The organism is Streptomyces cyaneofuscatus (assembly GCF_033109485.1).
In the GTDB taxonomy this organism is placed as follows: Bacteria; Actinomycetota; Actinomycetes; order Streptomycetales; family Streptomycetaceae; genus Streptomyces; species Streptomyces cyaneofuscatus.
The window spans coordinates 446,705-459,823 of sequence record NZ_CP137002.1 but is presented as its reverse complement, the minus strand read 5'-3'; the positions used below and the strand labels follow the sequence as shown (position 1 = coordinate 459,823).

Annotated in this window: 13 protein-coding genes; 10 read left to right on the top strand and 3 right to left on the bottom strand. The window is 72.0% G+C overall.

The features are described 5' to 3' along the window. Positions 1-127: 127 nt before the first annotated feature. Complete coding sequence (locus tag R2B67_RS01850) at positions 128-880, bottom strand: AraC family transcriptional regulator (RefSeq protein WP_317816046.1); 753 nt, start codon at positions 878-880, stop codon at positions 128-130. Positions 881-933: 53 nt separating this feature from the next. On the opposite strand from R2B67_RS01850, the gene R2B67_RS01845 reads away from it, so the two are divergent. Further along, positions 934-2,148: an MFS transporter gene (locus R2B67_RS01845; protein WP_317816045.1), complete on the top strand. Its 1,215-nt coding sequence runs from the start codon at positions 934-936 to the stop codon at positions 2,146-2,148. Here the strand turns inward: R2B67_RS01845 and R2B67_RS01840 are convergent. Beyond that, on the bottom strand, positions 2,132-2,779 hold the full coding sequence (locus R2B67_RS01840) for a TetR family transcriptional regulator (RefSeq protein WP_317816044.1): 648 nt from the start codon (positions 2,777-2,779) through the stop codon (positions 2,132-2,134). The two genes, R2B67_RS01845 and R2B67_RS01840, sit on opposite strands and share 17 nt — an antisense overlap. A 187-nt stretch (positions 2,780-2,966) precedes the next feature. On the opposite strand from R2B67_RS01840, the gene R2B67_RS01835 reads away from it, so the two are divergent. Beyond that, positions 2,967-3,839 (top strand): SDR family NAD(P)-dependent oxidoreductase, encoded by an 873-nt coding sequence (locus R2B67_RS01835; protein ID WP_317816043.1) that lies wholly within the window; start codon positions 2,967-2,969, stop codon positions 3,837-3,839. Here the strand turns inward: R2B67_RS01835 and R2B67_RS01830 are convergent, their stop codons facing one another. Continuing rightward, positions 3,840-4,352 (bottom strand): cupin domain-containing protein, encoded by a 513-nt coding sequence (locus R2B67_RS01830; protein WP_317816042.1) that lies wholly within the window; start codon positions 4,350-4,352, stop codon positions 3,840-3,842. It lies immediately after the preceding gene. A gap of 140 nt (positions 4,353-4,492) precedes the next feature. On the opposite strand from R2B67_RS01830, the gene R2B67_RS01825 reads away from it, so the two are divergent. The 8 genes from R2B67_RS01825 to R2B67_RS01790 all read left to right on the top strand — a co-directional run bounded on the left by R2B67_RS01825 (position 4,493) and on the right by R2B67_RS01790 (position 13,117). Continuing rightward, positions 4,493-4,939, top strand: a complete 447-nt coding sequence (locus R2B67_RS01825; RefSeq protein WP_076968353.1) for an RrF2 family transcriptional regulator — start codon at positions 4,493-4,495, stop codon at positions 4,937-4,939. A gap of 32 nt (positions 4,940-4,971) precedes the next feature. Further along, positions 4,972-5,883 carry a DsbA family oxidoreductase gene (locus R2B67_RS01820; RefSeq protein ID WP_398869567.1) on the top strand — a complete coding sequence of 304 codons (912 nt, stop codon included), beginning with the start codon at positions 4,972-4,974 and terminating at the stop codon, positions 5,881-5,883. Positions 5,884-6,395: 512 nt separating this feature from the next. Then, on the top strand, positions 6,396-7,970 hold the full coding sequence (locus R2B67_RS01815; RefSeq protein ID WP_317816041.1) for an ABC transporter substrate-binding protein: 1,575 nt from the start codon (positions 6,396-6,398) through the stop codon (positions 7,968-7,970). Positions 7,971-8,047: 77 nt separating this feature from the next. Beyond that, positions 8,048-9,076 carry an ABC transporter permease gene (locus R2B67_RS01810; protein ID WP_317816039.1) on the top strand — a complete coding sequence of 343 codons (1,029 nt, stop codon included), beginning with the start codon at positions 8,048-8,050 and terminating at the stop codon, positions 9,074-9,076. Between the two features lie 2 nt (positions 9,077-9,078). Then, complete coding sequence (locus R2B67_RS01805) at positions 9,079-9,972, top strand: ABC transporter permease (protein WP_317816038.1); 894 nt, start codon at positions 9,079-9,081, stop codon at positions 9,970-9,972. After that, positions 9,969-10,871 (top strand): ABC transporter ATP-binding protein, encoded by a 903-nt coding sequence (locus R2B67_RS01800; protein WP_317816037.1) that lies wholly within the window; start codon positions 9,969-9,971, stop codon positions 10,869-10,871. The genes R2B67_RS01805 and R2B67_RS01800 overlap by 4 nt, the downstream gene beginning before the upstream one ends. Beyond that, positions 10,868-11,740: an ABC transporter ATP-binding protein gene (locus tag R2B67_RS01795; protein ID WP_317816036.1), complete on the top strand. Its 873-nt coding sequence runs from the start codon at positions 10,868-10,870 to the stop codon at positions 11,738-11,740. Before R2B67_RS01800 ends, R2B67_RS01795 begins: the two co-directional genes overlap by 4 nt. A 36-nt stretch (positions 11,741-11,776) precedes the next feature. Beyond that, positions 11,777-13,117: an NtaA/DmoA family FMN-dependent monooxygenase gene (locus tag R2B67_RS01790; RefSeq protein ID WP_237329134.1), complete on the top strand. Its 1,341-nt coding sequence runs from the start codon at positions 11,777-11,779 to the stop codon at positions 13,115-13,117. The last annotated feature ends 2 nt before the right edge of the window (positions 13,118-13,119 follow it).

The following is a 13,119-nucleotide window of genomic DNA, read 5'->3' as shown; positions in this document are numbered from 1 at the left end:
CGTACGGCCCCGAGCCGTATGACGCGTTCAAAGGTCGGGCGGGACCTCCGAGCGGGGGTCCCGCCCCGCCGGGCGGCCGCGGGCGGCACCGGGCGGGCCCGGGCGGCCCCGGGCGGGCCCACCGGGGTCAGCGTCCTCGCGGCAGGTGCCTGCCCGGGGTGTGGCCGTAGGCCCGGCGGAAGACGTCGATGAACGCGCTGGCGGACGCCCAGCCGCACCGGTGGGCCACGGTGGTCACCGGAGCGTCCTCGGCCAGCAGGACCAAGGCCTGGTACAGGCGGAGCTGGGTGCGCCACTGAGGGAACGTCATGCCCAGCTCGGCGGTGAAGAGCCGGGACAGCGTGCGCGCGCTCGCGCCTGCCTCCCTGCTCAGGGCGGCCAGCGTCCGCCGGTCCGCGGGGTCGGCGCGCAGGGTGTCGCAGATGTGCCTCAGGCGCGGGTCGGAGGGGGACGGCAGCTGGACCGGCTGCTGCGGCGAGGCGGCCAGCCGGTCCAGCAGCACGGCCCGCAGCCGGCGGCCCTCGGGGCTGTCGTCGTCGCCGGGGGTGCCGGTGTGGGCGAGGATCAGCTCCCGCAGGAGCGGCTCCACGGTCAGTACGGCCGGGGCGTCCAGCCCGAGCGGGTTCTCCGTCGCGGGTAGCCCGACCAGGTGCAACTGGAGTGCCCCATGGGCACGGTGGGCGTGCACGGTGCCCGCCGGCACCCAGATGGCCCGGTTCGCCGGCGCGATCCACGTACCGGCATCGGTGGTGACGGCCAGGACGCCGCGTGCCGCGTAGACGATCTGGTGGTCGTCGTGGCGGTGGGCGTCGATGTCCGAACCGGGCGCCAGCCACTGTGTGCGGGTCGGGGCGACCGGCTCATGGCGGATCTCAGTCATGGGTTGTCGTTATATCGGAAGTCCGACAGCCGGTGCCTGGCGACGATGGCGGAGTGGCGAAAAACAAGGCAATCACCCTGCTGTCCATCGGGCACGCGTGCGTCGACGTCTACCAGGGCGCTGTGGCCGCGCTCGTCCCGTACTTCGTCGCCGAACGCGCCTACACCTACGCCGCGGCCTCCGGCATCGTGCTCGCCGCGTCGCTGCTCTCCTCCGTCGCACAACCCCTGTTCGGCCTGGCGACCGACCGCCGGGCGATGCCCTGGCTGCTGCCCGTGAGCACGCTCGTCGGAGGCCTCGGGACCGCCCTGAGCGGGCTGGGCGATTCCTACGCGCTGACCCTGCTGTTCGTGGGCATCGGCGGGGTCGGCGTGGCCGCGTACCACCCGGAGTCCGCCCGGGTGGCGCGCGTCGCCAGTGGGGGCAGCCATACGGCGATGGGCTGGTTCTCCCTGGGCGGCAACCTCGGGTTCGCCCTCGCGCCCCTCCTGGTGGCCGTGGTCGTCGGCGCCGGGGGACTGGGGCTCACCCCGCTGCTCGTCGTCCCCGCCCTCGTCGGGAGCCTGCTGACCCTGCCCGTACTGCGCGGCCTGGAACGCCGGACGTCAGCAGCCCCGGAAGCGGGCACGGCACCCGTGGTCCCCGACGATGTGGCCTCGTTCGTGAGGCTCGCCCTGGCCGTGGTCTGCCGGTCCGTCGTCTTCATCGGCCTGAGTACGTTCATCGCGTTCTACGTGCGCCAACGCACCGGCGGCGGGGCGGCGGCGGGGACCGCGGCCCTGGTCGTCCTCTACCTCGGCGGCGCGGTCGGCACCGTCCTGGGCGGCGCTCTCGCCGAGCGCTGGGACCGGGTGACGGTGGTGCGCCGGTCCTACCTCCTCACGGTGGGGGCGGTCGCGGGGCTCGTCCTCCTGCCGGGGGCGTCGGCCCTCTACGTGTGTATCGCCCTGACCTCGGCGGGCCTCTACATCCCGTTCTCCCTCCAGGTGACCCTGGCTCAGGACTACCTGCCCAGCCGGGTCGGCACGGCCAGTGGCATCACCCTGGGGCTGACGGTGAGCGTCGGCGGCCTGTTCAGCCCGCTGATCGGCCGGCTGGCCGACGCCACGTCCCTGCGGACCGCCCTGCTGCCGCTGATCGCGATGCCCGCCCTGAGCTGGCTGCTCTTCCTCACCCTCACGGAACCGGCCCGGCCGGACGCGCCGCGCCGGACGTCCGGAGGCGGGCGCGGGCTGATCGGAACGAGAGGCTCTAACCGCCGGCGGTGAGCCCGGTGGCCGTCGCCCGGAGCAGCCGGGTCAGCCGGGGCTCGAAGTCCAGGGCGATGTGCTCCCAGCGGGGGTTCTGGGCGTAGAGGGCGGCCAGCGTGGGCGTGGGGTGGGAGATCTGCCACAGGTTGGCCGTCAGCCCCAGCGCCACCGTGATGAGGTCCTGGACCTGACCGCCGGTCATGGTGCCCGCGCCGGTGAGGGTGTCGACGATGGCGTCGTACGACGTGAACGAGCTGGTCTTGAAGCGGCGGGCCCGCTCGATGTCGACATCGCCCTCCAGGCTCAGCGGGACATGGGTGAGCAGGTCGCAGAAGAGCGGTTGCGCGGCGAGGGTGCCCGCCACGGCGTCCGCGGTCTGCGCCGGGGTGAGGTCGCGGGCGTCCGCCAGGCGGGCGGTGAGAAGGAGGCTCCACTCGTGCCAGCCGCGTTCGGCCAGTTCGAGCAGGAGCTCCTCCTTGCTGTCGAAGTAGCGGCGCACGGCCGAGGGGTGCAGGCCCGCGGCCTCGGTGACGGCCGCCAGCGTGAGGTGCCGGACACCGCCCCGGGTGGCGGCGAGCGCCCGGGCGGCGTCGAGCAGGTCTTCGGTCCGGCGGAGCTTGGCCTCGGGCGAACGGGCGCGGCGTTGCATGGCCCCACCGTAACGCACGGGAGCTGCGTTAACGGCGGTGGCGTGTTAGCGTGGAGATAGCGCAATCGAATTGCGTTATCTCTGTGCATCGCTTCCCGGGGGACTGTCCGGCACGGTCCGTGCCGCGCCCCCGCACGTCCCTTTTCCTGTGCTCATCGTTCTCATCCCGTACGGACGGAGTTCATCCATGTCGAAGGTATTCCTGGTCACCGGCTCCTCCCGGGGCCTCGGCCGCGAGATCGTCACCGCCGCACTCGCCGCCGGCCACCGGGTGCTGGCCACCGCCCGCGATCCGCGCACCCTGGACGATCTGGTCGCCGCCCACGGCGACCGGGTGCGCGCCGCCCGGCTCGACGTGACCGACGCCGACGCCGCCGAGCGCGTCGTCCGCGAGGCCGTCGAGGCCTTCGGGCGGCTGGACGTCGTGGTCAACAACGCGGGCCAGGGCGATCGCGCCGCCCTGGAGGACACGACCCTGGAGGTGTTCCGCCGGCAGGTCGACACCAACTTCTACGGCACCGTGTACGTCAGCCGGGCCGCCGTCCCCGTACTGCGCCGCCAGGGCGGCGGCCGCATCATCCAGATCTCGTCCCTCGGCGGCCGCATCGGCAGCCCCGGCATGAGCGCCTACCACGCCGCCAAGTGGGCCGTCGGCGGCTTCTCCGAGTCCCTGGCCGCCGAGGTCGCCCCGCTGGGCATCAAGGTCACCGTCCTGGAGCCGGGTGGCATGCGGACGGAATGGGCCGGGTCGTCCATGAGTACCCCGCCCGTCAGTGAGCCGTACCGGGCCACCGTCGGCGCCGCGGCCGAGTCGATGAAGAACTTCGCCGCCGAGGCCAACGGTGATCCGGCCAAGGTCGCGCAGGCCGTCCTCACCGTCTCCGCCCTCGACGAGCCCCCGCTGCGCCTGCTGCTGGGCTCGGACTCCTACGCGTACGGGCGTGCAGCGTGGGCCGGGCGGCTGGAGGAGGACGAGAAGTGGCGGTACGTCAGCGTCTCCACCGACCACGACGAGGCGGAGGGTGACGGCTCCCGCTGGCTCGCCGACCAGCGCTCGTGACTAGAGGCCCTGATCCGCTGGAAGGGCGTACAGGCGCGGCAGGTTGACCACGATCGCCTCCTGCGTGGAGCGGGCGATGACGACCACGGCCTCCTCGGAGGGGTCGGGGTTCTCCTCCCGGTGCGGCACGAACGGCGGGACGAAGATGTAGTCGCCCGGTGACGTGCGCAGCCGTACCTCCTGCGGCTCCTCGCCCGAGTCGTCTAGGAACACGAACTCCGGGTGCCCGCTGACCACATGGATGGCCGTCTCCGAGGCGCCGTGGTGGTGGTCGGAGGAGGAGGTGGAGGGTGCGACATGGGTCTGGCCCATCCACAGCTTCTCGGAGCCGGTCGTCTTCCCGCTGATGGCCGCGAACCGGCGCATCCCGCCGGTCTGGGCGGTGTCGCCGTCCAGCGCGTCCGCGCGGATGTGGTGCAGCCGGGTGTGCAGCGGAGTGGTGGGGCGGTCCCCGGGGGTCTCGTGGAGGTGCGGGTGGAAACCTTCGCCTGCGGTGGTCAGGGGCTCGCTCATGGCGGGGACGCTAAGGCGGCGCGGAAAAGGATGTCAAGAGGTGTCCTTTGCGGTTCATCTGCGGCAACACTGCTGTCACGTAGCAGCTCAATCCGGCGGAGGCCGGGCCTCCGCACGGCCTTTCGGGCATGATGAGCGCCATGCATATCTCCGCGAAAGCGGACTACGCCACGCGGGCCCTCCTGGAGCTCGCCCGTGAACCTGGCCGTCCGCTCACCTGCGAAGCCATCGCCTCCTCGCAGGAGATTCCCTTCCGTTTCCTGAAGTCCGTGGTGGGCGAGTTGCGCCGCGCCGGGCTCGTCCGCAGCCAGCGCGGCTGCGAGGGCGGCTACTGGCTCGGCAGACCCGCCGACGAGGTCACCCTCCTCGACGTGGTGCGCGCCATCGACGGCGACGTCCTCACCCTGCGCGGCGAACCGCTGGACGGGCTCGGCTATCCCGGTCCCGCCGCGCCGCTGCCCGGTGTGTGGCGGCAGATCGAGGCGGGAGCGGCCGCCGTCCTCGGCGGGCTGACCCTGGCCGCGCTGCTGCCCGCCGGGCTCTCCGCCGGCGCCCGCGAACACCACTCCGAGGTCGGCGCCGCGTGACGGCCACACCGGACCCGGACGGCCCGCCTCTGCTGGAGGCCACTCCCGCCCCGGAGGGACCGCCGCCGCTGGAGGTGGTGGAGTACACCGATCCGCTCTGCCCCTGGGCCTGGGGCTCCGAGCCCTCCTTCCGTCGGCTCCGGGCGGCGCTGGCCGGCCGGGTCCACTGGCGGCGCGCGTACGCCATCCTCTTCGACGACGACGAGGACGATCCGCCCCCCGACCCCGCCGCCGAAACCGCTTGGTACGCAGGTCACTTGGCGGACATCGCCGCCCACACGCAGGCTCCCCGCGCGCATCGGCTGAGCCGGGTCGCGGCCAGCTCCTGGCCCTCCTCGCTCGTCGCCAGGGCTGCCGAGGCCCAAGGCCCCGAGATCGCCGAGCGGGTGCTGCGACGGCTGCGCGAGAGCGTCTTCGTCCTCGGTGAGCCCGCGGACACCGAGGCCCTCGCGCTCCGGTCCGTACGCGGGGTGCCGGGCCTGGATCCCGGCCGGCTGGCGCGGGACGCCGCCTCCGTCGACGTACGGGAGAGTGTGCGCGCCGACCGGGCCGAGGCGCGCCGTCCGGTCCCCGAGGTGTTCTCCGTACGGGAGCGGTCGCCGCACCCCGGGGCGGCGAAGGAGACCCCCGGCGGCGAAGTCCGGTACGCGCTGCCGACGCTGCTGTTCCGGACCCCGGGCGCCTGTCGTGCGGTGCCCGGCTGGCGGCCGTACGAGGCGTACGCGGCCGCCGTCGACGCGCTGAGCCCGGGGCTGCGCCAGGAGGCCGTGCCGTTCGCTCCTGACCGGGCGCTGGAGCGCTATCGGAGCCTCACCGAGCCGGAGCGGCTGGTGCTGTCGGAGGGGGTCTGGCCGCCGCCGCGCGCGGTGCGGGTGGACACCGCCCAAGGGGCCGTTTGGCTGCACCCCGACGAGGCCCAACACCACCCCGCCGCCCGGCAGTAGAGGGCCGCAACGCCCTGAGCTGCGGCCGAGTGCCGTTCCACCGAATGAGACACCAAAAGGTGTCCATTGACATCCGGTGCCGTGCGGCACCAGGATGTGCCGCATGCTCACGACGCACCCCGGCGTGATGTGCCGCTACGTGGACCTGCGGCGCACCTCCAGCGCTCTCTGTCGCTGACCGACCCCGCCACTTCGGCCCACAGGCGCTCCCCGACCGCCGACGACAGCCCCGCCGGCCGTCGTCACACCGGCCGGCCCCTGTCTCCTCCGCGTCCCTTCCGTGCATCCCCGCGCACCTTCAACGGCCCTCGCCGTGCGCCCCGTTCGTGACCCCGTCGCCGTCACCGCTGCCGTCGACCGTCCCGGACCGCGCTCGCACCGACGCGTGCCGACGCTCCCACCGCCCTGCCCGGATGCCCCACGTCCGGCTCCGGCGTGGGCGCCGGCCGCCCCCGGTTCCGCTCCGCCCGCCCCGTACCGCGGCCGGAGCCCCTCACAGAGAGAACACCGAGATGCCCGCACGACCCACGAACCCCCGCCCGGGACTCCGCGTCCGGCCCGCCCGACGGGCCGGACGTCTGCGGGCCACCGCCCTCGGGACCGCCCTCGCCGCCCTGCTCGTCCCGGCCCTGAGCGCTTGCGGCTCGGACGCCTCGTCCGCGACCGGCAACGCCACGCTGAAGTGGGCCTCCTCCTACTTCCCGGCCCACTGGGACCCGGTCGTGTCGGGCAGCGGCGCCCAGTTCCGCCAACTCGCCCTCGTCTACGCCTCCTTGACCCGCACCGATGAGCAAGGCAAGGCCGTCCCGGACCTCGCCGAGAGCTGGGAGTACAACGACAAGGGCGACCGCATCACCTTCAAGCTGCGCCCCGGCCAGAAGTTCAGCGACGGCGAACCGATCGACGCCACCGCGGTGAAGGCCGCCATCGAACGCGCCCAGAAGCAGAAGAACTCCGCGCTCTTCGGCGACCTCACCTCGATCGGAAAGGTCGAGGCCGACGGGCTCGAAGCAACCCTGAACCTCACTCAGGTCGACTACCAGATACCGCAGTTGCTCGGTCAGCGCGTCCTCCAGATCGCCAGCCCCAAGGCGGCGAAGGACCCCGAGAAGCTGGACCAGAACCCGGTCGGGGCCGGGCCCTTCGTGGTCCAGCAGCTGATCCCCGGTACCAAGGCCGTCCTCAAGAAGAACCCGGACTACTGGGACGCCGAGAACATCCACATCGACAACGTCGAGCTGGTCTCCGCCCCCGACACCTCGACGGTCGTCTCCGGACTGCGCACCGGCGTCTACAACTTCGCCGACATCGACCCCAGCCAGGCGGACGCGGCGAAGAAGGCCGGACTCGACGTCTTCGTCCAGCCCGGCTTCAACGCCGCCAACCTGAGCCTCAACATCAACAAGGCGCCCTTCGACAACGACAAGGTCGTCGACGCGGTCCGGCACGCGGTCAACCGCGAGGAGTTCGTGCAGAAGCTGACCTTCGGCTACGGCGAGCCGACCGACCAGCCCTTCCCGAAGGGGTACGTGGCCTACGACCCGAAGTCCGAGAACGCCTACCCCTACGACCCCGCGAAGGCGAAGAAGCTCCTGGCCGAGGCGGGCCACCAGCCCGGTGACCTCAAGCTGAACCTGGTCATCCCGTCCGAGGACCCGCAGGCCGAGATCGTCCAGTCGCAGCTGGCAGCCGTCGGCATCAAGGTCACCATCAAGATCGACAAGAACTGGTCCACCCCGTTCTTCGCCAAGGACCTGACGTTCTCGCTGTACGGGACCACCGGCCGCGACTCCGCCGCCCAGACCCTCACCGCGCACTTCGGCCCCAACGGCCCGCTCAACCTCTCCACCCCGTACGAGCCGGCCGGGTTTGAGGAGGCCGTGGCCAAGGTCCGTCAGACCCCGCTGGACTCGCCCGACTACGCCGCCACTCTCCAGGCCGCGACCCGGGCCGGGCTCGAGAGCAAGGCGCTGGTGTTCACGTACGCCTCACCGAACCTCTTCGCCAAGACGAAGGCGCTCTCCGCGCTCCCGAAGAACCCCGGGCACATCGACTGGACCGGCGTGAAGCTCTCCGGCGCCAACTGACCTGCCCGCAGCACCGATCACTCTTCCAGTACCACCCATCCGCCCGTCCGTCCATCGCACAGAGAGGGGGCAGCCCCATGACGACGACCGAGCCACCGGTCACCTCTGCCCGCCGTCGCGGGGTCGCCGTGGCCAGGACACGGCACGCGAGCACCCGCGTCCTGGCCGTCCTCGCCCGGTCGGTCGCCATCTTCGTACCGGTCTTCCTGGTCGCGACCTTCGTGACCTTCGCACTCCGCTCACTCAGCGGACTCAGCCCGGCCCGCATCCAGTTGGGGGAGGACGCCACCCCCGAGGCCATCGCCCGCATCGAGTCCCAGTGGGGGCTGGACAAGCCCTTCCTGACTCAATACTGGGACTGGTTCAGCGGCGTTCTGCACGGTGAGCTCGGCAGCAGTTGGGTGAACGGCGCCGACATCTCCACCCTCATCGGCCTCGGCCTGGGGGTGAGCCTCTCGGTCGCCACGTTCGCCCTGGTGATCGGAGTGGTCGTCGGATTCGTCCTCGGTACGGTCGCGGCGCTCCGGCGGACCACCGCGATCGACCGGGCGATCACCGGGTTCGTCACCGTGATCTCGGTGATGCCCGCCTTCGTCGTCGGCATCGTGCTGGTCGCCGTACTCGCCGTCGGGTTCGGGTTCTTCCCCTCCGCCGGCTACATCCCGGCGGAGCAGGGCGTCGGTCCCTGGCTCGCCCACATCACCCTGCCCGCCCTGGCGCTCAGCTTCGACGTCATCGCCGATGTGGCACGCCAGCTGCGCTCCAGCCTCATCGGCGCCTACCAGGAGAACTACGTGACGGGCGCGGTGGTACGGGGACTGAGCCCGCGCCGGATCTTCTTCGGGCACGTCCTGCGCAACGGCCTCGGCCCGACGCTCGCCACGCTCGGGCAGAAGTTCCCGGCCCTGGTCGGCGCCTCCGTCGTCACCGAGTGGATCTTCGGCCTCCAGGGGTTCGGCCGGTTCGCCAACGACTCCGCGCAGGCCGGTGACGTACCCGCCGTACAGGGCGTCCTGGTGGTCTCGATCGCCCTGGTCGTCTCCTTCAACCTCATCATCAACCTGGTGCTGGCCCGTGTGATGCCGGCCTCCCAGCGGGGGGTGTGACCATGGTGCGCCGCGTTCTCGCACTCAACTCCGGACGGATCGCCGTCACCATCCTCGCCCTGATCGCGCTCCTCGCGCTCCTCGGCCCGTGGCTCGCCCCGCAGAACCCCCTGGCCACCAGCGACAACGCGCTCGCGGCCACCTCGGCCGCCCACTGGCTGGGCACGGACTACCTCGGCCGCGATGTGCTCAGTCGCCTGCTGGACGGCTCCCGCGTCAGCGTGCTCGGCTCGCTGGAGGTCGCCCTGGTGGCCCTCGTCGTCGGCGCGATCCCCGGCATCCTGTCGGTCTACCTCGGCCGCGCCTTCGAGTGGTTCACGCTCCGCATCGCGGACACGCTGGTCGCCCTGCCGTTCCTGCTCTTCGCCATCGCGGTGATCGCCCTGCTCGGCAACGGCATCACCCAGGCCATGCTTGTCACCGGAGTCCTGGTCTCCCCGCTCTTCTACCGGGTCTCCCGCGCCGCCACCCTGGCCGTCGCCCGCTCCCCGTACGTGGAAGCCGCGATCGTCTCCGGCGCCTCCATCGGCTGGATCGTTCGCCGCCATGTGTGGACCAAGGTGCTCCCGCCGATCGCTGTCGCGCTCGCCCAGACCATCGGCGTCGGCTTCGTGATCGTCTCGAGCCTCACCTTCCTCGGCATCGGCGTCCAGCCGCCCGAGCCCACCTGGGGCGGGCTGCTCGCCTCCGACCTGGGCTACCTCAGCCACCGCCCCTGGGCCCCGGTCGCACCCGCACTGCTGATCATGGTCACCGTCTGGGCCTGCAACCTCCTCGCCGACGCGATCCGCGACGTCTCCGGTGAGGCGGGCCGGGCGCTGGCCAACGACCACAAGGCCCGCGCCAACCGCCGCGAGGCGGCGGCCGGACCCCACCCCGCCGGAGGTTCCCGATGAGCCCGCTGACCCCCGACACCCTCACCGCCCGCCCGGCCGGCACCGCCGAGAAGACCTTCGACGCCCGGGACGTTCCGGAGGCGGCCCAACCCGTCCTCGCACTCCACGACGTACGCATCACCGACCGGGTCACCGAACGGGAGATCGTCCACGGCGTCACCTTCGAGCTGACCCCCGGCAAGGCGGTCGGGATCGTCGGGGAGTCCGGCAGTGGCAAGACCCTCACCTGCCGGGCCGCGCTCGGCATCCTGCCCCCGCACTTCGAGATCACGGCCGGCCGCATCGACCTCGCGGGCACCGACATCGCGACGCTCACCCCCCGGCAGTGGACGGACCTGCGCGGCGCCACCATCAGCGCCGTCTTCCAGGACCCTGCCTCCTACCTCAACCCGGCGATCAAGGTCGGCGCCCAGATCGCCGAGGTCATCCGGGTCAAGCAGGGGCTGGGGCGAAGGGCCGCCCGCCGCCGCGCCGTCGATCTGCTCGGAGCCGTACGGCTGCGCGACCCGGAACTCGTCTACGGGCAGTACCCCTACGAGCTCTCCGGCGGCATGCTCCAACGCGTCCTGATCGCCGCCGCGATCGCCGTCGAACCCCGGGCCCTCATCGCCGACGAGGCGACCACCGCCCTCGACGTCACCGTCCAGGCCGAGATCCTCGACCTCCTCGCCGAGCTGCGCGAGCGCACCGGCCTCGCCCTCGTCGTCGTCTCCCACGACCTCGCCGTCGTCGCCCATCTCTGTGACGAGGTCCTGGTGATGCGGCAGGGCGAGGTGGTGGAGCAGGGCGAGACCCGCGCGGTGCTCCACGACCCGCGGCACGACTACACCCGGCTGCTCATCGCCGAGCACGACAGCTACGGCCTGGACAAGTTCCTCGCGCCGAAGGAGGCGTCATGACCACCACCACGGCACCGGAGGCGAAGGACGCCGTACGCGAGGACGGGCCTGGCCCGGTCCTGGAGGTGGCCGGACTCGACGTGCACTACGGCCGGGGGCGCAAGCGTCGCCGCGCCCTGCACGGCGTCACCCTGGACATCGCGCCCGGCGAGGCCGTCGGCGTCATCGGTGAGACGGGCTCCGGCAAGTCCACCCTGGCCCGCACGGTCCTCGGCCTCGTCCCCGCGTCGGCCGGCTCGATCCGCATCGCCGGGGAGGAGGTCAGCGGGTACGGGCCCCGCCAGTGGCGCGACCTGCGGCGGCGCGGCGTGATCCAGTACGTCTTCCAGGACCCGCTCCGCAGCCTCGACCCGGACCTCACCATCGAGGACTCCCTGACCGAACCCCTCCTCATCCAGGGCGTCCGGCGCAAGGAGGCGGCGCTGCGGGCCCGCTCCTTCCTCGACCGGGTCCACCTCACCACCGACCTGCTGGACCGGCTGCCCGGCGAACTCTCCGGCGGCCAGCGCCAACGGGTCTCCGTCGCCCGGGCCCTGGTCACCGAACCCCGCCTCGTCATCCTCGACGAACCGGTCAGCGCCCTCGACTCCGCCAACCGCGTCCAGGTCCTGGAGATCCTCAAGGAACTCCGTACCTCCGGGGTCGCCCTCGTCTTCATCTCCCACGACCTCGGCTCCGTCGCCGGGACCGCCGACCGCATCGCCGTCCTCTACCAGGGCGAACTGGTGGAGACCGGCACCGCCCGCGCGGTCGTCAACGAGCCGCAGCACCCCTACACCCGCCTGCTCCTCGGCTCCGCCCCCACCCTGCGGGGAAAGCCCGCCGACCGCGCCGAACGCGAGGCCCTGCGCGCGCTGTTGATCGCCTGAGCCCACCCCCCTAACCACCTACCGATAGGACCGGCCATGTCCCGCAGAATCCATCTCGCCCTGCACCCCTACGGTGTCGGCGGCCCCGGCCAGCACGGTCTCTGGAAGGACCCGCGCGTCGCCAAGGACGCCAGCATCGACATCAACTACTACATCCAGCAGGCGCAGGCGGCCGAACACGCTCTCTTCGACGCCCTGTTCATCGTCGACAGCCAGTTCATCAACTCCACCTACCCCGCCCACTACCTCAACCGGCTCGAGCCGCTGACCCTGTTGTCGGCGGTTGCCACCCACACCCGCCACATCGGCCTGGTCGCCACGGCGAGTTCGACGTACAACTCACCGTTCAACCTCGCCCGCCGCTTCGCCTCCCTCGACCTCATCAGCGGCGGCCGCGCCGGCTGGAACGTGGTGACCAGCTTCGACACCGGCACCTCGAAGAACTTCGGCCTCGACGAGCACCTCGACTACGCCACCCGCTACGGCCGCGCCCTGGAGTTCGTCCAGGTCGCCCGGGGCCTGTGGGACTCCTACGAGGACGACGCCTTCCCCGCCGACGTCGAGCGGAGCCTCTTCCTCGACCCCGAGCGGCTGCACGCCCTGGACCACGTGGGGGAGCACTTCAAGGTCGCCGGACCGCTCAACGTCTCCCGCTCCCCGCAGGGCCAGCCCGTCATCTTCCAGGCCGGGGTCTCCGCCGAGGGCCGCGACCTCGCCGCCCGGGTCGCCGAGGGCATCTACGCACCCGGCGGCACGCTGGAGCAGGCGCAGGAGTACTACGCCGACATCAAGCAGCGCACCGCCGCCCACGGCCGCGACCCCGACCACATCAAGGTCTTCATCCACGGCGGCCCCATCGTCGCCTCCACCGACGAGGAGGCCCGCCGCCGCGAGCGGGAGATATTCGAGGAGGACAACGACTTCGAGCGCAACCTCGCCCTGCTCGGCCGCTCCTTCGGCGCGTACGACTTCAGCGTCCACGACCTGGACGCCCCCTTCCCCGACGTCGCCCACCTCGCCGAGAAGGGAGGCCGAACGGGAGCGGCGAGGATCATCGAGCGCGCCCGGGAGCAGAAGCTGACCCTGCGTCAAGTCGCGCAAGAGGCCAACGCGTTCCGGCAGTCGCCGTTCGTCGGTGCCCCCGACACCGTCGCCGACACCATCGAGAAGTGGTACGACGCGGGCACCCTCGACGGCATCAACCTCGCCTTCCGGAACAACGACGACCTCAACCTCTTCGTCGACGGTGTCGTGCCGCTGCTCCAGAAGCGCGGGCTGTTCCGCACCGCGTACGAGGCCGACACCCTGCGCGGCAACCTCGGCCTGCCCATCCCCGCCAACCGCCACACCCGCGAGCGCGAACTCGCGGGCGGCTAAGG

Bases quoted from the DNA above. Each gene is read 5' to 3' on its own strand.
- R2B67_RS01805 (WP_317816038.1), top strand. From the start codon at position 9,079: ATGGTGCGCCGCGTTCTCGCACTCAACTCCGGACGGATCGCCGTCACC.
- R2B67_RS01800 (WP_317816037.1), top strand. From the start codon at position 9,969: ATGAGCCCGCTGACCCCCGACACCCTCACCGCCCGCCCGGCCGGCACC.
- R2B67_RS01850 (WP_317816046.1), bottom strand. From the start codon at position 880: ATGACTGAGATCCGCCATGAGCCGGTCGCCCCGACCCGCACACAGTGG.
- R2B67_RS01830 (WP_317816042.1), bottom strand. From the start codon at position 4,352: ATGAGCGAGCCCCTGACCACCGCAGGCGAAGGTTTCCACCCGCACCTC.
- R2B67_RS01790 (WP_237329134.1), top strand. From the start codon at position 11,777: ATGTCCCGCAGAATCCATCTCGCCCTGCACCCCTACGGTGTCGGCGGC.
- R2B67_RS01810 (WP_317816039.1), top strand. From the start codon at position 8,048: ATGACGACGACCGAGCCACCGGTCACCTCTGCCCGCCGTCGCGGGGTC.
- R2B67_RS01840 (WP_317816044.1), bottom strand. From the start codon at position 2,779: ATGCAACGCCGCGCCCGTTCGCCCGAGGCCAAGCTCCGCCGGACCGAA.
- R2B67_RS01835 (WP_317816043.1), top strand. From the start codon at position 2,967: ATGTCGAAGGTATTCCTGGTCACCGGCTCCTCCCGGGGCCTCGGCCGC.
- R2B67_RS01815 (WP_317816041.1), top strand. From the start codon at position 6,396: ATGCCCGCACGACCCACGAACCCCCGCCCGGGACTCCGCGTCCGGCCC.
- R2B67_RS01795 (WP_317816036.1), top strand. From the start codon at position 10,868: ATGACCACCACCACGGCACCGGAGGCGAAGGACGCCGTACGCGAGGAC.
- R2B67_RS01825 (WP_076968353.1), top strand. From the start codon at position 4,493: ATGCATATCTCCGCGAAAGCGGACTACGCCACGCGGGCCCTCCTGGAG.